The sequence below is a fragment of the Actinokineospora alba genome (assembly GCF_004362515.1).
In the GTDB taxonomy this organism is placed as follows: Bacteria; Actinomycetota; Actinomycetes; order Mycobacteriales; family Pseudonocardiaceae; genus Actinokineospora; species Actinokineospora alba.
The window spans coordinates 5,814,762-5,834,032 of record NZ_SNXU01000001.1 but is presented as its reverse complement, the minus strand read 5'-3'; the positions used below and the strand labels follow the sequence as shown (position 1 = coordinate 5,834,032).

The following is a 19,271-nucleotide window of genomic DNA, read 5'->3' as shown; positions in this document are numbered from 1 at the left end:
GTGGTGGGTAGGCTGGGCCGATGAACGCCGCCCGCTTGGAAGAAGCGCGCGACCTCGGCGTCAAGCTCTTCCGTGTCGTGCGGCGGATGGAGCAGGACTTCGAGGCCGTCGCCGCGTCACTGGGCCTCACGCCCCTGCAGGCTCGAACCCTGCTGAGCCTGGAAGAGCCGATTCCGATGCGCGACCTGGCGTCGGGAATGTCCTGCGACGCCTCCAATGTCACCGGCCTGGCCGACCGTCTGGAGCGGCTCGGCCTCATCGAACGCGTCCCCGGCGCCGACCGTCGCGTCAAACTGCTCAGCCTCACCGAGCAGGGAATGTCCCTGCGGGCCGAACTCGCCGATCGGGTGGCCGCGGACTCCAGCTTGTCCGCTCGCCTGGTCAAAGCGGAACGCGCGCAGCTCGACGCCCTACTGGACAAACTGCTGGCGGACTAGCCCCCGTCCGGGATTTGCCGTCCTCCTGTCGCATAGGCGTGAAAGCGCTTCCACGTTCCACCGAAAGTTCTATTGACGGATCGGGTGGCAGTGGATGAGCATTCGACAGGGCCGCCGCCGGGGCGGGTCGTCGCCGCCGATTCGCGAGGACTGACAGATGGCACACAGGGGACGTGGGGGACGACTCGTGCTCGCCGTGGTGCTGGGCGCCACGCTGGTCAGCGGGGCCGCGGTCGCGGACCCGGCCGAGAACGGGCAGCCAGTGGTCGGGCAGCCCGCGCTCGGGCCGGACGGGTGCGCCCGGATCGAAGAGCGGTTACCCACGCTGTCGGACTGGCCCAAGGTGCGCAGCCGCTTCGTTCACAACCCCGCGGACGAACGTCGCGTCGCCCGGATGGTCGCGGACATGACCCTCGCCGAGAAGGTCGGCCAGCTGACCCAGCCGGAGATCTCGGCGATCACTCCCGACGAGGTCCGCGAGTACGGCATCGGCTCCGTCCTCAACGGCGGTGGCTCCTGGCCCGGCGCGAACAAGCACGCCGCGCCGGGGGACTGGCTGGCGCTGGCCGACGCCTACTGGGCGGCGTCGAAAGCCACCCGGACCAAGGTGCCGGTGATCTGGGGCATCGATGCCGTGCACGGCAACAACAACGTCTATGGCACCACCGTCTTCCCGCACAACATCGGTCTCGGCGCCGCCCACGACCCGTGCCTGGTGCGCGCGGTCAGTGCCGCCACCGCAGAACAGATCCGGGCCACCGGGCAGGACTGGGCGTTCGCGCCCACCCTCGCGGTGGCCCGCGACGACCGGTGGGGCCGCACCTATGAGGGCTTCTCCGAGGACCCGCGGATCACCCGCGCGTACGGCTGGGAGGCCATCCGCGGGCTGCAGGGCCGCCACCCGCTGCGCATCGGCGCGGACGGCGTGATCGGCACCGCCAAGCACTTCATCGGCGACGGCGGCACCGAAGGCGGCCGCGACCAGGGGGTCAACCCGTCGTCACCCGCGGAGATGATCAATATCCACGGGCAGGGCTACTACGGCGCGCTCGCGGCGGGCGCGCAGACCGTCATGGTGTCGTTCAACAGCTGGACCAACCCCGAGGCGGGTATCACCGAGGGCAAGCTGCACGGCAGCGACCTCGCGCTCAACGGCATCCTCAAAGGAAAGCTGGGCTTCGACGGGCTGGTGGTGTCCGACTGGAACGGCATCGGCCAGGTCGACGGCTGCACGAACTCCAGTTGCGCCAGGGCGATCAACGCGGGCATCGACATCGTGATGGTCCCGAACGACTGGAAGGCGTTCATCCAGAACACCATCGCCCAGGTCCAGAGCGGCGAGATCCCGATGGCCCGCATCGACGACGCCGTCACCCGCGTCCTGCGCGTGAAGCTGCGCTCGGGCGTGTTCGACGCGCCCAAGCCATCGGCGCGCGAACACGCGGGCTCGACGGATGCCTTGCGGGCGCGGGAACTGGCCCGTGACGCGGTTCGCAAGTCGCAGGTGTTGTTGAAGAACAACGGAAACGTGCTGCCGCTGGCCCGAGACTCGAAGGTGCTGGTGGTCGGCAAGAGCGCCGACAGCCTGCAGAACCAGACCGGCGGCTGGACGCTGACCTGGCAGGGAACCGGGAACACCAACGACGACTTCCCGGTCGGCACCACGATCCTCGGCGGTCTGCGCGAGGTGCTGGGCGCGGGCAACGTCACGTTCAGCGAGACCGGCGACGTCGACCCGGCCGGGTTCGACGCGGTGGTCGCCGTCATCGGGGAGACCCCGTACGCCGAGGGCGTCGGCGACCTCACCCGCCGCACGCTGGAACTGGCTCGCCTTCAGCCCGCGGATATCGCGGTGCTGGACAAGGTGAGCGGCAAGGGCGCGCCGGTCGTCACCGTGCTGGTGTCGGGCCGCCCGCTGCATGTCAACCGCGAGCTGAACCGCTCGGCGGCGTTCGTGGCCGCCTGGCTGCCCGGGACCGAGGGCGGTGGCGTCGCCGACCTGCTGGTGCGGGGCCCCAACCACGGCCGTGGTTTCACCGGGTCGCTGTCCTACTCCTGGCCTCGCTCGGCGTGTCAGACGCCGCTGAACCCGGGCATGGCGGGCTACGACCCGCTGTTCACCTTGGGCTACGGGCTGCGCGACGGTCAGACCGGGTCGGTCCCGCCCCTGGACGAGGCTTCGCCCGGCTACAGCTGCGGTGGGGGAGGAGGCGGCGACGCCGACGAGGAGCTGGAGGTCTTCGTCCGGCAGGATGTCGCACCATACAAGAGTTTCCTCGGATCGCCCGACAACTGGGGCGGCACCGAGATCGGCCCGGACCTGACCGAGGCGCACGGCTCGATCGCGGTGGTCCCCGCCGACGTCAACGTCCAAGGCGATGCCCTCAAGACGACCTGGACGGGCACTGGTGCTGGGCAGGTCTATCTGCAGAACCCCGGCGGTGGAACGGACCTGCGGCCCTACCTGAACGCCGACAGCGCCGTGGTGTTCGACGTGATCGTCCATCAGCCGCCGGTCAACCGCACGGTCATCGGAGTCCACTGTGGATACCCGTGCATGTCGGAAGTGGCTGCCACGACATTGTTCCAAGGGCTGCCCGTCGGCGTGAAGTCCACCGTCAAGATCCCCGTCGACTGCTTCGCCGCCGTCGGGCTCGACCTGGAGAACGTCAACACCCCGTTCCTGGTCTACACCGACGGCCCGTTCCAGGCGTCCTTCGCCAACGTGCGGTGGGTGCCCGAGGCCGCGGCCGACCCCGACGCCACCCGGTGCTCGGACCTGACCTGAGCTTGATCGACAGGCTGATCGACTGGGTGCGAATTAGGGTGGACCACCTGGCTCCCCGGGACGTGAGGTGACGATGGTCGACGTGGTGGACAACCGTGAGCGGACGCGCTTCGAGGCGCGGGTCGGTGACGAGGTTGCCGGTTTCGCCGAGTACCAGCTCACCGAGAAGCTGATCATCTTCACCCACACCGAGGTCGACCCACGCCGCGAGGGCGAAGGCGTCGGCTCGGCGATCGCGCGCTTCGCGTTGGACGCGGTGCGCGCGGAGGGCAAGCGCCAGGTCCTGCCGCTGTGCCCGTTCATCAAGGGCTGGATCGAGCGCCACCGCGACTACGCCGACCTCGTCTACGGCGCGCCGGTCACCACGGCCAAGGACTGAGGCACCCCGGCACGTCGGGAGCACCGGGTCGACGCCAAATCTTGATTGATTCCAGAAAATGGGGCACACTCGGGTCCGTGCCCACTTCAACGGACTTCGAGCGCATGCTCCGCGGGGTCTCGCTGCGCGTGACGCGGCCCCGGGTGGCGGTGCTGTCCGTGGTGCACGACCGGCCGCACGCCGACACGGATTCGATCATCGGCGCGGTCCGGGAGAACCTGGGCGGCGTGTCCCACCAGGCCGTCTACGACGTGCTGCGCGCGCTGACCACTGCCGGGCTGCTGCGCCGAATCGAGCCCCCGGGCTCCGTGGCGCGCTATGAGGCACGGGTCGGCGACAACCACCACCACGTCGTATGCCGCTCGTGCGGCGCCATCGCCGATATCGACTGCGCTGTCGGCGACACACCCTGTCTCACCGCTTCCGACGACCACGGCTTCACGATCGACGAGGCCGAGGTCGTCTATTGGGGCCTGTGCCCTGGCTGCTCCACCACCACCAGTTCCTGAGCACGCATCTCATCTTGGAAGGATTCCTGTGTCTGACAGTCCTGACGCCGTCGTTGGAGAGATGAACGAGCCGCAGGCGGGCGGGTGCCCGGTCTCGGTAGGCAAGCTCAACCACCCGACCGAGGGCGGCGGCAACCGCGGTTGGTGGCCCAACCAGCTCAACCTGGCGATCCTGCGCAAGCACTCCACCGCGTCCGACCCCATGGGTGGCGACTTCGACTACGCCGCCGAGTTCGCCACGCTCGACCTTGACGCCCTGACCAGGGACGTCGACGAGCTGATGACGTCGTCGCAGGACTGGTGGCCCGCCGACTTCGGCCACTACGGCCCGTTCATGATCCGGATGGCGTGGCACAGCGCGGGCACGTACCGCATCGAGGACGGCCGCGGCGGCGCGGGCGCGGGCATGCAGCGCTTCGCCCCGCTCAACAGCTGGCCCGACAACGGAAACCTCGACAAGGCGCGCAGGCTGCTCTGGCCGATCAAGCAGAAGTACGGCCGCAAGATCTCCTGGGCCGACCTGATGATCTTCGCGGGCAACCGCGCGCTGGAGACCATGGGCTTCAAGACCTTCGGGTTCGCAGGTGGCCGCGCCGACGTGTGGGAGCCGGACGAGGACGTCTACTGGGGCCCGGAGCGCACCTGGCTCGGCGACGAGCGCTACACCGGCGACCGTGAGCTGGAAAGCCCGCTCGCGGCCGTGCAGATGGGCCTGATCTACGTCAACCCCGAGGGCCCCAACGGCAACCCGGACCCGCTGGCCGCGGCCCGCGACATCCGCGAGACGTTCCGCCGCATGGCGATGAACGACGAGGAGACCGTCGCGCTGATCGCGGGCGGGCACTCCTTCGGCAAGACGCACGGCGCGGCCGACCCCGACGAGCACGTCGGCGCGGAGCCCGAGGGCGCCTCGATCGAGGAGCAGGGCCTCGGCTGGAAGAACACCTTCGGCAGCGGCAAGGGCCGCGACGCGATCACCAGCGGCCTCGAGGTCACGTGGACGCCCACGCCGACCAAGTGGGACAACACCTTCTTCGAGACCCTGTTCGGCTTCGAGTGGGAGCTGACGAAGAGCCCCGCGGGCGCCCACCAGTGGCAGCCGAAGGACGGCGCGGGCGCGAACACCGTGCCCGACCCGGAGGACGGCTCGCTGACCCGGCCCCCGACGATGCTCACGACCGACCTCGCGCTGCGGCTCGACCCGGTCTACGAGCCGATCTCGCGGCGCTTCCTGGAGAACCCGGACCAGTTCGCCGACGCGTTCGCCCGGGCGTGGTTCAAGCTCACCCACCGCGACATGGGCCCGATCCAGCGCTACCTCGGACCGCTGGTGCCGCAGGAGACGCTGATCTGGCAGGACCCGGTGCCCGCCGTCGACCACGAACTCGTCGACGCCGCCGACATCGCCGCGCTCAAGGGGCAGATCCTCGCCTCCGAGCTGACCGTCGCCGAGCTCGTCTCCACCGCGTGGGCGTCGGCCTCGACGTTCCGCGCGGGCGACAAGCGCGGCGGCGCGAACGGTGCCCGCGTGCGCCTGGAGCCCCAGCGCGGCTGGGAGGTCAACAACCCCGACACGCTCGCGAAGGTGTTGGGCGCGCTGGAGGGAATCCAGGCGGGCTTCAACAGCGCGCAGCCGGTGGGCGGGAAGAAGGTCTCGCTCGCCGACCTGATCGTGCTCGGCGGCTGCGCCGCGGTGGAGAAGGCCGCCAAGGACGCGGGCTTCGACATCGAGGTCCCCTTCACCCCGGGCCGCACGGACGCCACCCAGGAGCAGACCGACGTCGAGTCGTTCGCGCCGCTCGAGCCGACCGTCGACGGGTTCCGCAACTACCGCGGGAAGGGCAACCGGCTGCCGTCGGAGTACCTCCTGGTCGACCGGGCGAACCTGCTGACCCTCACCGCGCCCGAGATGACCGTCCTCTTGGGCGGCCTGCGGGTCCTGGGCGCCAACCACCAGCAGTCCCAGCTGGGCGTCTTCACGTCGACGCCGGGGTCGCTGACCACCGACTTCTTCGTGAACCTGCTCGACATGGCCACGGAGTGGAAGGCGACGTCGGAGGACGCGGAGACCTTCGAGGGCCGCGACCGCGCCACCGGCACCGTCAAGTGGATCGGCAGTCGCGCCGACCTCGTGTTCGGCTCGAACTCCGAGCTGCGCGCGGTCGCCGAGGTCTACGCCGCCGACGACTCGCGGGAGAAGTTCGTCCGCGACTTCGTCGCGGCCTGGGACAAGGTCATGAACCTCGACCGGTTCGACCTGGTGTGACCCCGGTGTCCAGGTCGGCCGCGCGACGGCCGACCTGGACATCTAGGTTTCCCCGGTGAGCTACTTCTTCGAGGTCGCGGGGAATACGGTGTGGAATCCGTCGCTCCGGTCGGCGCAGTGGTATCTGCCCGCCGCCCAGAACGCGGCGGACCTGATGCGGGTTCCCAGCGGTCTGACACCGGGCCAGGACGACACCTGCGCGGTGGATGTGCCGATATTCCAGCGGTTCACCGAGGGCCTGCTGAAGGAGTGGGGGTCGACCCGACACCCGGTGGCCCACGCCCTGATGCGCGGTGTCCTGCTCCCATCGGTGGTGATGCTGGAGCGGGCCGGGGTGACGCTGACTCCCGGGTCCGACAGGGAGGCAGCGATTCTCGCGGAAGCGGACGCATTCAGCCGGGCCATGGCGTGGGACTAGTCCGCCTCCCCGTAATTCAAGGGCTGGTCGCTTCCCGTGCTTGTCCCGCTTCCTGAGCGGCAGTCAGCGCGACGGTGGAGGACCTGCCGGGTAGCCGTGGCCGGGAGGCGGCGGATACCCGATCTGCTGGAACGGCTGCGGATAGCCCGGCTGCGGATATTGGGCAGGCGGGTAATGGGCCGGTGGCTGTTGGGTCGGGTAGCCCGGGTGATGCTGCGGCGGGTAGGCAGGCCGCTGGTATTGCTGCGGCGGATAGGTGGGCTGCGGCTGCGGATAACCGGGCTGGGGGTAAGCCTGCGGCGCGGGTTGTCCGCCGCCGAGGTGGAACGGGAGCTGGGAGACCAGCATGGCGAGTTTCCCCAGTGTCTCCACCACTTTGTTCGGACCGGTGCCGCCGAGATAGCAGTTCTCCGCGTACACAAGCTCGGTGCCGAGCAGGGTCCAGGTGCCGAGCCGGGCTTCCCGCACGGTGGCCATGACACCGGGGGTGAGCACCTGAGCGGCGACGTGGGGGTCGGTGTCGACGAGCTGGTGCCGCTTGTCGAACTTGCGGTCGCCCGTCGTCGGGTGGGGGCTGTCGTCGATGTCGAAATACACCTGGTCGCGTGAGGTGATCTGGAAGAACGGCATGGGCGCGGGTAGTCGCACCACCCACACGGAGTCGGTGACCATCTTGTCGTGCTGGTTGAAGGTCATTCCGTAAACCTGCTTGTTGATCACCATTTGCCTGCGCATGAAGTCCGACATCGTGAACGACAGCCCGTCGCAGATCCCGCTCAGCGCCCCGTAGACCAGCCGCATGTCGCCGCGCTGGGTGAAGGGCAGCACCGGCCAGCGGTCGAGCAGTTCCGGCGCCTGCTCGGCGAACTGCCAGCCGCGCTGCTGCGCGAGCCTGCTCCTGTTCTTGTTGACCCCGTTGACCTGGGGCATTCGCGCCCACGCGCGCTTGCTGTCGAAATCCACGGATCCCCCTGTCTCCGCGGGCCAGGATAGCGGGATGGTCAGCCGACGACCTGCTCTTCGGCGCTGGTGCGCGCGGGTTTCAGACTTCCGTGTGGATTCTGGGGAAGGGGTGTTCGGCTTCGAGGGTGTAGGCGACTTCGAGCAGGGTGCGTTCGTCCCCGTGGGCGGCGCTGAGGTGCACGCCGATCGGCAGGCCCGCGGGCGTCATGCCCAGGGGCAGGGAGATCGCCGGGGTGCCCGCGATGTTGTTCAGCGGGGTGTAGGCGACGTAGTCGGTCAGGCGGTCGAGCAGGTCGTCGAAGTCGACGGTCGGGCTGATGTGGCCGAGGCGCGGGGTCGTGTGCGCGAGCACCGGTGACAGCACGAGTTCGTGGCGGGCGAACAGGTCCGCGTAGACGCCGGGTATGCGACGCAGGCGGCGCAGTGCGCCCGGTGTGCGGCGGAAGTTGGCGCGGTGGTGTCCGCGCAGGCCCCGGGTGAGCCCGTCGACGCGCTGCCGGTCGAAGCTCCGGTTGAACGTGAGTTTGCCGGTGTCCACCGCGAGTTGGGCGAGCAAACCCCAGTACTGCAGGAAGTCCGCCGCGAACTGCTCGGTGACGGGCAAGTCGATCGGCTCGACGTGGTGGCCCGCCTTCTCCAGCAGCCGAGCGGTGTTCTCGACCGTGGCGCGGGTGTGCTCGTCGAGCGTGCCCTTGATCGGGTCGAGTACGAGGCCGATCCGCAGCCTTCGCTGGGCGGGACCGTCCACCAGGCCGATCGGCGGGAGAGCCGGGTTGCGCCAGTGGTCCTCCGCGGCGGCGAGAAAGGCCGCGGTGTCGCGGACAGTGCGGGTGAGGACGCCCTCGGAGACCATGTTGATCGGCAGCCGACGCGCCTGTTCGCCGTCGACGTGCCGGTGCCGGGTCGGCTTGAGTCCGACGAGTCCGGCGCAGGCCGCCGGGATCCGGATCGACCCGCCGCCGTCGTTGGCGTGGGCGATGGGCACGACACCCGAGGCGACGAGCGCGGCCGAACCACCCGACGACGCGCCGACGGAATGGTCGGTGTGCCAAGGGTTTCGGGCCGGTTCCCCGGTCATGAACTCGGTCGTGGCGTTCAGCCCGAACTCCGGCAGCCGGGACTTGCCCACCACGGTCAGCCCGGTGCTGAGGTACTGGGTGGCGTAGGCGCCGTCCTTCTTCGCGGGCGCGGCGGTGTAGGCCTCACTGCCGTGGTTGGTCGGCAGGCCCCGCAAGTCGGTGTTGTCCTTGACGAAGGTGGGCACGCCGTAGAGCGCGCCAGTCTTTTCCGGCGCGACGCGCGGAGCGTCCGGTTCGCAGGCGATGGCGTTGAGCAGCGGCTCGACCCGCCGGGCCCGGGCGAGCGCCGCGTCGGCGAGTTCCTGGGCGCTGACCGCGCCGTCGCGGACCAGGCGGGCGAGCGCGACCGCGTCGTGGTCGCCGAGTGCGTCGTCACCGAAGGCGTGCACCAGCGGCGGTCGGGGTGTCGATGGTGTGGTCACGCGCTCCACGGTACGCCAATCTTGAAGGTATCTACAAGATTGGCGTACCGTGGTGTCCGTGCCACACCCGGACAAGCGCTACGCCAAGGGGGAGCAGCGCCGCGAGCAGCTGCTGCGCGCCGCCATCGAGATCGCGGCCGAACAGGGCGTCGCCGCGGTCACCCACCGCGCCGTCACCGAGCGGGCGGGCGTCCCTTACACGTCCGTGTCGTACTTCTTCGGCACGATCGAGCAACTCGGTGTCGAGGCTCTCCAACTCGCCGCGGACGACCTCATCGCCCGGCTCGACGCCTTGGCCGCCGACCTCGCGGCCGCCAGGGTGCGCCCCGACGACATCGCCCGCCACGTCGCCGAACTGCTGACCCTGTTCCCGCCGTCCCTCGAACTGGCCCGCTACGAGGTACTGCTCCAAGCGGCGCGCTCACCCGACCGGTCGGAAGCACTGGCCCGGATCATCGACACCATCCACGGCGTGGCCGAAGCCGCCCTGCGCGCGGCGGGCGCGGCGAGGCCCGCTGACGGTGCCCGGGCCTTCGCCGCCATGGCCGAGGGATTCACCCTCCACCACCTCGTGTCCCCGCGCCCCGACGACGTGGACACCGCCGAACGCGCCTACCGCACGCTGTTCCGGGCCTACGCGGCCGACTGACCGGCGTCGGGTGTCGCCCGACGCCGGTCGGCGGTCAGGCGGGCACCAGCCGCCTGCTCGGCGTCGCCTGCATCGAGGGGTAGGCGCCGAGGTCGACGTTGAAGGTGCTCAGCTGATGACTCGGACCGTCCGACACCGTGCCGTTCAGGATGGCGTTGAGTTTGTCCTTCGCGTCCGTGTAGTTGGCGGTCTGGGCGGTGTTCAGGAAATCGGTGAAGCTCTTGTAGTCGGCGGTCGTCGTGTCCAGCACCGCCGCCGCCACGGCGGTGACGTAGTACTCGTACTGGAAGTTGAACGTGATCTTCCGAACCGTCGCGCAGTCCGAGGTGAACTCGGTCTGCGAGCTGGACACCCGGAGGAAGTAGTACTTCAGCTTCGGGAAGTACCGGTACACGGGGGCGCCGTCCGAGTTCTCCTGCACGGCCTCGTGACACTGGCCGAGGAGGGCGACCTGGTAGTCGCGCTGCCTGTTGTCCCAGCCCAGCTGCAGCGACTTGCCGACGCCGGAGATGAAGGTGGAGATGCCGCTGATGATGGAGCTGGGCACCGTGACGGCGTCGAAGAAGAGCTTGATGAAGCTGGTGCTGAACTCGGCGAGGACCTGGGTGTCGGAGTAGGTCTCCTGGGTGATGGAGTAGTCGGTGAGCCCGCCCGACTCCTGCAGCAGGTGCTGCATGACGTGGGTGACCGACGCGTCCCACTGCGTGGCGGGCGGCGTGTCACCCTGCAGCGGTTGGATGATTCCCTTCTGCATCGCGGCGAAGGTCTTGATGCGCAGCGTCGAGATGAAGTTCGCGATCTTGTCGAACACCGCGGTCCCGGTCTTGTACGCGGGGCTGTGGTTCACCAGGTCCGAGGAGAGGTTGACGAACGAGATCAGGCCGTCGGAGTCCTGGAACGCGCTGCCTCCCGTGTCGGCGGCGAGCACGGTGGGCTGGGCGAGGATCGTGTTGAGCCGCTGTCGGGCGAATTCGATGCCCCCGCCGGTCGGGGAGACCGGTGGGGTGGGGGAGACCGGGCCCGCGGCACCGTTCCCCGCGGCGGCGAGACCATTGCCCGAGGCGACGCCGTCGCCGCCGGGCGCGGAGGCTGTCACCACGGGGGCCGACTTCGGCGGGTCGCACTTGACCTTGTTGTCGGTCTTGCCGGGGCCGACCTGGGGCGGGAGGGCTGGGATCCAGATGAACACGCCGTTGGGTCTGTACTCCGTGCCCTTGGGATTCACTTTCGTGCCGGACGTCGGAGCGTCGCCCTCGATGAGCACCTTGTCCCACCAGCGCGGCGGGTGGCTGGAGGCCGGAACCCAGTAGGACCCTTCGTCGAAGGACGCGACCTCGTAGTGCCAGTGGATCTCCCTGGACCAGTTCCACTCGTCGTCCTGAACGAAGCCGCCGTGGCCGTCGGACTTGAGGACCATGACGCCGGGCCAGTTCGCCATGGTCACGCCTGCCACGTTCAACGTCCTGCACATGGGTGTCTCCTCGGGGGTGTGGGCACGGTCCCTGCGGCCGCGCGTCCGGCAAGTGTGTGGCCGTCCGTGCGCGCCCGGCATCGTCAAAATTGATGACCGGCAACGGCTTGGCGGGCATGGACGGCATGGTCGGGCAGGTTCAGCTCCCGCCAGCCCGCCCGTCCCGCGGCGACCGCGGCCAGCTGGGACGAGACGTTGAGCTTGAGCAGGATCGACCGGATGTGCGTGCGCACGGTCGTGAGGCTCACATGTTCCCGGTGGGCGATCTCGGCCGCCGCCAGGCCCGCGGCCAGGTCGGTCAGCACAGTGCGTTCGCGCGGGGTGAGCCGGTCGAGGCGCTCCTGCAGGCGCATCCGCAGGCGCAGGCCCTCCACCAGCGCCCCGTGGCGCGAGGTGTCGGTGAGTCCCTGCTGCACGGCGGCGAGGAGTTCGGGGACCGGCAGGTCGCGGTCGACGACGCTGGTCGCCCCGGCGCGCACGGCGATGATCAGCTCCCGTGGGCACCGGACGGAACCCACCACCACCGTGGGCATCGCGTGGGCGACGCACTCGGCGACCAGGTCGCTCGACAGCACCCCGTGCTCGTGGACGATCACCGCCGCGCAGACCGCCAACCCGGCCGGGTCGCGCACGCAGGTCCACCCCAGGGCGGCGAGCCCGGCGGCCAGGACGGCGCGCAGCACCCCGGCGCCGACCAGGCGCACGACGTGCGGGTTCGCCCGGGGCCGCGGGATGACCGGTGGTCCGCCCGGCCAGTCCGTCCGTCCGACGACTCACCTCCCGACGAGACCGCTCGACGGTGACAGGTCGCGTCGGCGGGAGGCAACGAGATCAGCGCGGAGGTAGCTCTTCGGGTGACGGCGAAATCACCCGATCGCGCCACCGGTGACGTCAGCCGGGGTATGCCCACTTCCAGTCTTTGTGGACGACCAGCCCTTCGGTCGAGTACGTCTCGACCACGACCTTGCCCCGGTATCTCCCGTTCGGCTTGGGATCGCTCCAGTGGATCGACTGCTCCTGCGGGAAGCACCGCGGCCCGGCGGAGCTGATGAGGGTGTCGAACCCGTACGGCCCGTAGGTCAGGAAGGTGTCCCACACCGGGGTGTCCGACCGCTTGACGAACCCGGCCCCCGTCTCGACGGCGACGGTCAACACCACCAGGTGCCGGTTGCGGCCCAGCGGCAGCGGTTTCTCGGCGGTGCACTTGGGGTCGACCTCGATCTTCTCGACCACGAACCGCAACCCCTGACCGGTGTCCACCCAGTCGCCCACGTCCACCGCGATGATCGACGACTTGAGCGGCCTCGGCGGCGCTGGAGCGGCCGTCCCGGCCACCGTCGTAGTGCAGCCCGCGATCAAGAGGGGGCAGGCGATCAAGGCAAGTCGGATGCGCACGGCGGCATTCTGCGGCACGGACGGCCCGATCGGGTGAATATCGGCGATTCCGGTCCGTCTCGTGACCGGAAGTGCGGACTCCACAGTGGACCTCGCGGGCCCCGAAGGTCAGGTCCGGCCGGAGGAGACCGGTTTCTTGTAGCGGTCGGCCGCGGCGCGTTCGGTGATGCCCGCCGCGTCGGCGAGTCTGCGCAGGGTGATGCCGCTGTCGCGGGCGATGGCCGCGGCCGCGCGCTCGATGGAGGCCAGGTGTTCCTGGGCGGCTCTCGCGGCGGAGACCACCGCCAGTGCGGCGCCCGGATCGACCTCGGTGTCGTTGTCGGGCTCGGCCGCGGCTCTCGGGTCGGGCGTGTCGTGGTGGCCTGCCTGGGCCAGCACGGTGCGCAGCTGCGGCACCACCTCGCCCAGCAGGTCAGTCGGGTGGTCGGGTTCGGCCTGCCGTTCGCGGATCAGCCGCTCCAGCAGGGTGCACAGCGCGTCGACGTAGGGCACGAGCGCTCCACCTCCCCAAAATTGTCGCCTGCTCTTGCCATGAAGCGAACTTCATGTACTTTACTTCAGGATGCCATTTTACGGGATTGGACGAGCACGGTCCTTCAGGTCCAGACAAGCAGCCAGGCACCTTTGAGGCGGGTGAGGGAGACGATGAGCGTGGTGTCCGAACCGGGTGCGCCGCGGCGCGAGGTCGGGGGCTTACTGGTCACCGGTAGTGCGCTGCCCGGTGGCGTGTTCGTGGTACGTGTGGTCGGCGAGGTGGACACGGCCACCGCCGCGACCTTGGTCACCGGCATCGATGACGCGCTGGATAGGAAGCCCGCGGTCCTGGTGGTCGACCTCAGCGAGGTCGCCTTCTTCGGCTCGGTCGGCATCAGCGCGCTGATCGAGGCGGACCGCCGGACGAAATGCCCCATGCGGGTGGTGGTCACGCCCGCCATCCGCAGGATTCTCGGCATCGTCGGCTTCGACGCGCTGCTCGACCTCTACGACACCCTCGACGAGGCCAACGCGGCCGCGTAGCTCTAGCGGCCTTCCTCGGCGGCGAGCAGGGTGAACCCCTGGTGGTCCACCGACGCCGAGGTCGCGGACAGGATGACGACGCCGGTCCGCGCCTGGCGGTCGAGGCCGAGCCACGAGCGGAACCCGCCGGTCGCGCCGTTGTGCCAGGTGACGACCCGGCCCTTGTGCGGCAGGGTGAGCCAGCCCGCGCCGATGCGGGCCTGCCCGCGGAACTTCGTCACCGGGTCGAGGGCAGCGCGGCCCGGGGCCGACCCGTCGAGCAGCGCGGTCGCGAGCCGGGCCAGGTCCCCGATCGACGCGCGGATGCCGCCCGCCGGTCCGAGCGCCTCGCCGGTCCACGGTTGCCGCGCCCGGCCGGACTTGGTCCGCCCGGGCAAGGCGCCGGGACGCAACTGGTCCGGCGTCGCGGGGACGTACAGGCCGTCGAGGCTGAGCGGTTCGGCGATCCGCCGCCGAACGAGGTCCTCGAAGGTCGTGTCGGCCCCGCGGGCGAGCGCGTGCCCGAGCAGTTCGAAGCCGAGGTTGGAGTACCGGGTCCGCGGCTTCCTCAGCCGGACGGCGCGTGTTTGGGAGATGAGTTCGTCGAGGCTCTCGCCGTAGGGATTCGTGCCGTGCCGCCACAGCGCGAAGCCGCGTCGCGTCGAACCCGATGACGGGGGCAGCCTCGGCAGACCCGACTGGTGCGTGGTCAGCGACGCCAGCGCAACCCCCGCCACCGGGGTTCCGTCGACGGGCAGCAGGTCGCCCACGGTCGTCGACGGCGTGACCTCCCCGCGCGCGAGCGCGTCGGCGTACAGCAGGCCGGTGATCCCCTTGGAGATCGACCCGAGCTCGAAGTCCGCGCCCGCCTCGGCGCCCACACTCGCCACCCTGGTGCCACGCGGCGAGATCACGGCCACGGCGACGACCGGGTGCCGAGCGCCCAAGAGCTCGCGCACGGTGTCCCCGAGCGCCTGGTCTCCATGGACCTCCGGCATTACCGCCACCCGACCAGCGTCTCGATCATGACCCGATCATGCCCTGCGATCGCTGAAGCGCGGCGTGGGCCTCCGCGCGCCGCGGCGGGTCGGCGCCGGGCCGCGTGCAGGCCAGGCCCGCCACCGTGATCGCGAACTCCAACGCCTGATCGATCTCCTGCTCGGTGAGGGAACGCAGGCCCTCGCGGCTCAGTGCGCCGTTCTCGTCGAGCCAGTGCAACAGCCCGCCGGAGAACGTGTCGCCCGCGCCCACAGTGTCCACAACGGACACCGGCGCCGCCCGCCGTCGACAGGTCCGCCCGCCGTGGAGCGCGACGGCGCCTTCGCCGCCGAGTGTCACCACGACCAGCGGGGTGCCGTGATCGTCCTGCAACCTCCGCCCGACAGCGACGGGGTCCGAGTCCGGGTAGACCCACTGGAGGTCCTCGACGCTGACCTTGACGATGTCGCTGACCGCCCAGAGCGCTGTCAGCCGCTGCCGGTACTCCTCGCGTGGCCCGACCAGGGCGGGGCGGATATTGGGGTCGAAACTGGTGACCCTGTGCTCGCGCTGCGCGGCGAACCACCGGCCGAGCACACTCGCGCCCGGTTCCAGCGCGAGTGCCAGCGAGCCTGTGTGCACCGCTCTGACCTCCGCGGGAAGGTCGGGCAGCTCGGTCGGCTGCCAGGCCCAGTCGGCGGTACCGCTGACGTGGAAGCCGTAGGCCGGGCCGTCCGAGGTGTGGGTGACGACGGCCAGGCTCGCCGGTTCGTCCGCCGCCACGGCGTAGGCGAGGTCGACCCCGTTGGCCGCGAGGTTCGTCCGCAGGAGTTCGCCGAACGTGTCGCTGCCGAACCGCCCGAGGAACGTGACGGGGGTGCCGAGCCGGGCCAGCGCGATGGCCGTGTTGGCCGGGCTCCCGCCGGGAATGGCCGTGGGGCGGCGCGGGTCCTCGCCGACGATCAGGTCGATGAGCGCTTCGCCCGCCACGATGACCCGCGGATTCATGACCTGCCCTTCGGAGCGGTGACCACCACCTACCTCGGCCTACCGGGTCATTATTCCGGAATTGGAAAGTTGCTCGTCTGACGTCTCATCGATGCGGCTGGGCGGTGGCGGGCTACCAGCACCACCACTGGCACCACCACGGCGGTGGGGTCGTGGGCGTCGGGGTGGGAGTGGGGGTCGGCGTCGGGGTCGGGGTGGGAGTCGGAGTTGGCGTGGGGGGTGGAGTGGTGCCGGACTCGGCGAGGTGGAGCAGGCGGTTCGGGGTGTCGGTCCGGACGCTGCTGATCTTGCTGGTGGAGGCGCTGCCGGTGATGGCGCTCTTCACCTGCGCCGGGGTGGCCGACGGGTTGACCGCCAGGTGCAGCGCGACAGCGCCCGCGACGTGCGGTGTGGCCATGGAGGTGCCCGACAGGCTCCTGGTCGCGGTGTCCGAGGTGATCCACGCCGAGGTGATCCCATAGCCCGGGGCGTAGAGGTCGGTGCACTTGCCGAAGTTCGAGAACGACGCCTTCTCGTCGGTCTTCGTGGACGCGTTCACGGTGATCGCGGGGCCCAGGGCACCGCCGGTCCTGGCCGGGGACTGGGTGCAGGCGTCCAGCGGCGTGCCGGAGGTGTTGCCGTTGCCCGAGGCGACGGCGTAGGTGACGCCCGCGTTGATGGACCGCTTGACCGCGTCGTCGAGGGCGGTCGAGAGGCCGCCGCCGAGGCTCATGTTGGCGACCGCGGGCCGTCGCGCGTTCGCGGTCACCCAGTCCACCCCGGCGATGACCCCGGAGTTCGCGCCCGAACCGGTGCAGCCGAGCACCTTCACCGCGACGAGCTTGACGCCCTTGGCGACACCGTGCGCCTTGCCGCCGATCGTGCCCGCGACGTGGGTGCCGTGGCCGTGGCAGTCGGTGTTGTTGCCGTCGTTGACGGTGTTGGTGCCCCAGGTGGCGCGGCCGCCGAAGTCGCTGTGGGTGGTCCGGATGCCGGTGTCGATGACGTACGCGGTCACGGCGTCGGCCGTGGTCGAGTAGGTGTAGGCCGCGTCGAGCGGGAGGTCGCGCTGGTCGACCCGGTCCAGGCCCCACGACGGCGGGCTGGGCTGGGTCTCCCGCAGGCTGACGACCCGGTCCTGCTCCACGTAGGCCACGGCCGGGTCCGCCGCCAGGCGCCGGGCTTGCCGCTCGCTCATCGTGGCCGAGTACCCGCGCAGCACGCTGTTGTACGAATACCGCACCTGGGCGCCGTAATCGCGGGCGTGCGAGGCCGCCGCGGACCGCGACGTCGCCCCGTCCTTCAGCACCACGATGTAGGAACCGTCGATCGCCTGCGCCGCACCCGCGCCGCGGATGTCGCCCTCGGCGGCGTTCGCGGACATCGGCACCGCCAGCGCCACCAGCGCGACGGCCAGCGACACCGACCCGATTCCCACTCCGCGCCTTCGCCAGGACCTCTTGCGCGAGGTCGTCATCGAACTGTTCGGCATCGAACCGTCCCTTCACCCGAAACCTGCTCAGGTTGGGAGAATGCCGGACAATCGAGGGCGAATCGTCAGGAGAAATACGGGGATTTTCCCGAGCCGCTGGAACTCGCCTGGGCGTGAGTGTTTCGGTGCGCTCGATTTGCGTGGAATGGCGAACATTTCCGCTGAACGGCCGAATGCCCATCGCGGTGACGGTGGGTCACCGGTGCCGTCGCCGGGTCGTGGCGCGGAGGCACCCGGTTGGCGCTTGGGCCGGGATGGCCGCGGATCCACTCTGGAGCCATGGCAACCGCTCTGCAGCGCCGCAAGATCAGCCACGTGTTCACCGCGATGGACACCAACCGGGACGGCTGTCTCATCGAGTCGGACTTCGCCTCCATAGCGGACCGGTGGGTGGCGCTCGGCGCCGACCGCGACCGCGCGGAGGCGGTCACGTCGGGATGGTGGGCCACCTTGCTCGCGGCTTCGGAAGCCGAGCGGGTCACCGTGACCGAGGTCTTGTCGGTGGTGGATCGGTTGGGCGAGATGACCGACGCTGTCGTCGCGACCGCCCACACGGCTTTCGACGCCATCGACACCAATGGCGACTCGGCCATTTCCGCAGCCGAGTACCGCGTCCTCATCGAGGCCTGGAACGGCGCCCCCACCGACACCGACGAGATCTTCCCCCTGCTCGACCTCGACCAGGACGGCACCATCTCCCGCGACGAGTTCACCGCCCACTGGGTCGAGTTCTGGGCGGGCGACGACCTCGACGCCCCTGGCACCTGGGTCTTCGGCCGCTTCAGCTGAACCCGGTCACCAAGTCGGGTGGGCGCTGACCCCGCCGTCCACGACGAGGTTGTGCCCCGTGATCCACCGCGCCAGCGGGGACGCCAGGAAGACGCAGGCGTCGGCGACGTCCTCCGGGGTGCCGAGGCGGCTGAGCGGAGCCGCCTTCCGCCAGCGGTCCACGCCCTCCGGCCACGCCTCGGCCAGCCCGGGGCGGTCGATCAGGCCGGGGGAGACCGCGTTGACGCGGATGCCCTGAGGCCCGTATTCCAGGGCGGCCGCGCGGGCGTGGGTCACCAGCGCGGCCTTCGCCGTGCCGTAGTGGGCGTGGCCGAACGTGGGGTGGCTCGCCTCGATGGAGGCGATGTGGGTGACGCTGCCCTCGGCCATCGCGCGGGCGGCGGCCTGGGTGCACAGGACGGCGCTGGTCAGGTTGGTCTCGATCATCTCCCGCCAGCTCCGCGCCGACATCGACTCCAGCGGCTCGACCGGTTGGATACCCGCGTTGTTGACCAACGTGTCCAGTCGGCCGCCCCAGCTCACGGTCGCGTCGATCAGGTCGTCGCAGCCCCGCGTGAGATCGGCGCCCACGGCGAGCGCGCGACCGCCGGACGCCTCGATCCTGGCGAGCAGCTCCGTCGGCCGGTTGCGGTGGAAGTGCAGCACCACCGCACTTCCCGCCTGGGCGAACCGCCAGGCGATGCCGCCGCCGATCCCGCCACTCGCCCCGGTCACCAGGGACACGGTGCCGGTCAGGTCCGGCAGCATCGGGTCACGCATCGAACCGCAGCGGCGCCTCGGGGCGGCACAGGGCGCGGATGCGGTCGGCCATCGAGGGGTACCGCGCGCACAGGTCGTCCGCGTCGCCGCCCTCGTAGTCCGACGGCATGAATCCCGGGGCCATCGTGGTCCCGCACAGCGACCACCGGCCACCGGGCGCGACCGCCGCGCCCATCCACGTGCCCGCCGGGACGACGGTCTGCACCAGTGACGGGCCCAGCGTGACGACCCGGGCATCCTCGGGGCCCAGGAGCAGCAGCTCCAGCGGGTCGCCCTGGTAGAAGTGCCAGACCTCGTCGATCGGCAGCCGGTGCATCGCCGAGAACAGCTCACCGGCGGCGAACAGCGCGATGATCGCCGACCCCGCGGGCCTGCCCGTCTCATCGGCCGGTCCGGCCCACGTCCGCCGGAACAGGCCACCCTCGACCGGCAGGGGCTCCAGCCCGTAACGCGCGGCGATCTCCGCGATCTCGTCCACCGAAGTGATCTTAGTC

The 19,271-nt window shown here is 70.3% G+C and carries 20 protein-coding genes; 9 read left to right on the top strand and 11 right to left on the bottom strand.

Going from position 1 to position 19,271, the window contains the following annotated elements:
• Positions 1 to 20: 20 nt before the first annotated feature.
• The 6 genes from C8E96_RS26620 to C8E96_RS26595 all read left to right on the top strand — a co-directional run bounded on the left by C8E96_RS26620 (position 21) and on the right by C8E96_RS26595 (position 6,797).
• The gene (locus C8E96_RS26620; protein WP_091369734.1) at positions 21 to 437 is read left to right on the top strand and encodes a MarR family winged helix-turn-helix transcriptional regulator; all 417 of its coding nucleotides are present in this window, start codon (positions 21 to 23) and stop codon (positions 435 to 437) included.
• 157 nt (positions 438 to 594) lie between these two features.
• Complete coding sequence (locus C8E96_RS26615; RefSeq protein ID WP_091369732.1) at positions 595 to 3,225, top strand: glycoside hydrolase family 3 protein; 2,631 nt, start codon at positions 595 to 597, stop codon at positions 3,223 to 3,225.
• 73 nt (positions 3,226 to 3,298) lie between these two features.
• Positions 3,299 to 3,604 carry a GNAT family N-acetyltransferase gene (locus tag C8E96_RS26610; protein ID WP_091369730.1) on the top strand — a complete coding sequence of 102 codons (306 nt, stop codon included), beginning with the start codon at positions 3,299 to 3,301 and terminating at the stop codon, positions 3,602 to 3,604.
• A 77-nt stretch (positions 3,605 to 3,681) separates the two neighbouring features.
• Positions 3,682 to 4,113, top strand: coding sequence for a Fur family transcriptional regulator (locus tag C8E96_RS26605; protein ID WP_091369728.1), 432 nt, complete (start codon positions 3,682 to 3,684; stop codon positions 4,111 to 4,113).
• A 28-nt stretch (positions 4,114 to 4,141) separates the two neighbouring features.
• Entirely contained in the window at positions 4,142 to 6,379 is a 2,238-nt protein-coding gene (gene katG / locus C8E96_RS26600) for a catalase/peroxidase HPI (protein ID WP_091369726.1), read from the top strand.
• Positions 6,380 to 6,434: 55 nt separating this feature from the next.
• On the top strand, positions 6,435 to 6,797 hold the full coding sequence (locus tag C8E96_RS26595) for a DUF6086 family protein (RefSeq protein ID WP_091369723.1): 363 nt from the start codon (positions 6,435 to 6,437) through the stop codon (positions 6,795 to 6,797).
• 63 nt (positions 6,798 to 6,860) lie between these two features.
• On the opposite strand, the gene C8E96_RS26590 is transcribed toward C8E96_RS26595, so the two are convergent.
• Positions 6,861 to 7,760 carry a hypothetical protein gene (locus tag C8E96_RS26590; protein ID WP_228769636.1) on the bottom strand — a complete coding sequence of 300 codons (900 nt, stop codon included), beginning with the start codon at positions 7,758 to 7,760 and terminating at the stop codon, positions 6,861 to 6,863.
• A 79-nt stretch (positions 7,761 to 7,839) separates the two neighbouring features.
• Positions 7,840 to 9,261, bottom strand: coding sequence for an amidase (locus C8E96_RS26585; RefSeq protein WP_176926710.1), 1,422 nt, complete (start codon positions 9,259 to 9,261; stop codon positions 7,840 to 7,842).
• A 58-nt stretch (positions 9,262 to 9,319) separates the two neighbouring features.
• Here C8E96_RS26585 and C8E96_RS26580 point away from each other — a divergent pair, with 58 nt between their 5' ends.
• Positions 9,320 to 9,910, top strand: coding sequence for a TetR/AcrR family transcriptional regulator (locus C8E96_RS26580; RefSeq protein WP_166658131.1), 591 nt, complete (start codon positions 9,320 to 9,322; stop codon positions 9,908 to 9,910).
• A gap of 34 nt (positions 9,911 to 9,944) precedes the next feature.
• Here the strand turns inward: C8E96_RS26580 and C8E96_RS26575 are convergent, their stop codons facing one another.
• The 4 genes from C8E96_RS26575 to C8E96_RS26560 all read right to left on the bottom strand — a co-directional run bounded on the left by C8E96_RS26575 (position 9,945) and on the right by C8E96_RS26560 (position 13,268).
• Positions 9,945 to 11,381, bottom strand: a complete 1,437-nt coding sequence (locus tag C8E96_RS26575; RefSeq protein ID WP_133794805.1) for a hypothetical protein — start codon at positions 11,379 to 11,381, stop codon at positions 9,945 to 9,947.
• Positions 11,382 to 11,464: 83 nt separating this feature from the next.
• A complete protein-coding gene (locus C8E96_RS26570) occupies positions 11,465 to 12,085 on the bottom strand; it encodes a LuxR C-terminal-related transcriptional regulator (RefSeq protein WP_091369714.1) in 621 nt (206 codons plus the stop codon).
• Between the two features lie 187 nt (positions 12,086 to 12,272).
• Positions 12,273 to 12,776, bottom strand: coding sequence for a hypothetical protein (locus C8E96_RS26565; protein WP_133794803.1), 504 nt, complete (start codon positions 12,774 to 12,776; stop codon positions 12,273 to 12,275).
• Positions 12,777 to 12,884: 108 nt separating this feature from the next.
• Positions 12,885 to 13,268: a hypothetical protein gene (locus C8E96_RS26560; protein WP_091369707.1), complete on the bottom strand. Its 384-nt coding sequence runs from the start codon at positions 13,266 to 13,268 to the stop codon at positions 12,885 to 12,887.
• 141 nt (positions 13,269 to 13,409) lie between these two features.
• Between C8E96_RS26560 and C8E96_RS26555 the strand changes: the two genes are divergently transcribed.
• The gene (locus C8E96_RS26555) at positions 13,410 to 13,793 is read left to right on the top strand and encodes an STAS domain-containing protein (protein ID WP_166658130.1); all 384 of its coding nucleotides are present in this window, start codon (positions 13,410 to 13,412) and stop codon (positions 13,791 to 13,793) included.
• 2 nt (positions 13,794 to 13,795) lie between these two features.
• On the opposite strand, the gene C8E96_RS26550 is transcribed toward C8E96_RS26555, so the two are convergent.
• From C8E96_RS26550 to C8E96_RS26540, 3 genes are all read right to left on the bottom strand, one after another.
• On the bottom strand, positions 13,796 to 14,770 hold the full coding sequence (locus tag C8E96_RS26550) for a serine hydrolase domain-containing protein (RefSeq protein WP_091369702.1): 975 nt from the start codon (positions 14,768 to 14,770) through the stop codon (positions 13,796 to 13,798).
• Positions 14,771 to 14,795: 25 nt separating this feature from the next.
• Complete coding sequence (locus C8E96_RS26545) at positions 14,796 to 15,758, bottom strand: carbohydrate kinase family protein (RefSeq protein ID WP_091369700.1); 963 nt, start codon at positions 15,756 to 15,758, stop codon at positions 14,796 to 14,798.
• A gap of 112 nt (positions 15,759 to 15,870) precedes the next feature.
• Positions 15,871 to 17,175 (bottom strand): S8 family peptidase, encoded by a 1,305-nt coding sequence (locus tag C8E96_RS26540; protein ID WP_228769635.1) that lies wholly within the window; start codon positions 17,173 to 17,175, stop codon positions 15,871 to 15,873.
• Positions 17,176 to 17,508: 333 nt separating this feature from the next.
• Between C8E96_RS26540 and C8E96_RS26535 the strand changes: the two genes are divergently transcribed.
• Positions 17,509 to 18,018, top strand: coding sequence for an EF-hand domain-containing protein (locus C8E96_RS26535; RefSeq protein ID WP_176926708.1), 510 nt, complete (start codon positions 17,509 to 17,511; stop codon positions 18,016 to 18,018).
• Between the two features lie 6 nt (positions 18,019 to 18,024).
• Here C8E96_RS26535 and C8E96_RS26530 read toward each other — a convergent pair whose 3' ends face one another.
• Together C8E96_RS26530 and C8E96_RS26525 are read right to left on the bottom strand one after the other, a co-directional pair.
• The gene (locus C8E96_RS26530) at positions 18,025 to 18,777 is read right to left on the bottom strand and encodes an SDR family NAD(P)-dependent oxidoreductase (RefSeq protein WP_091369697.1); all 753 of its coding nucleotides are present in this window, start codon (positions 18,775 to 18,777) and stop codon (positions 18,025 to 18,027) included.
• Positions 18,770 to 19,255: a cupin domain-containing protein gene (locus C8E96_RS26525; protein WP_228769634.1), complete on the bottom strand. Its 486-nt coding sequence runs from the start codon at positions 19,253 to 19,255 to the stop codon at positions 18,770 to 18,772. The genes C8E96_RS26530 and C8E96_RS26525 overlap by 8 nt, the downstream gene beginning before the upstream one ends.
• Positions 19,256 to 19,271: the final 16 nt, after the last annotated feature.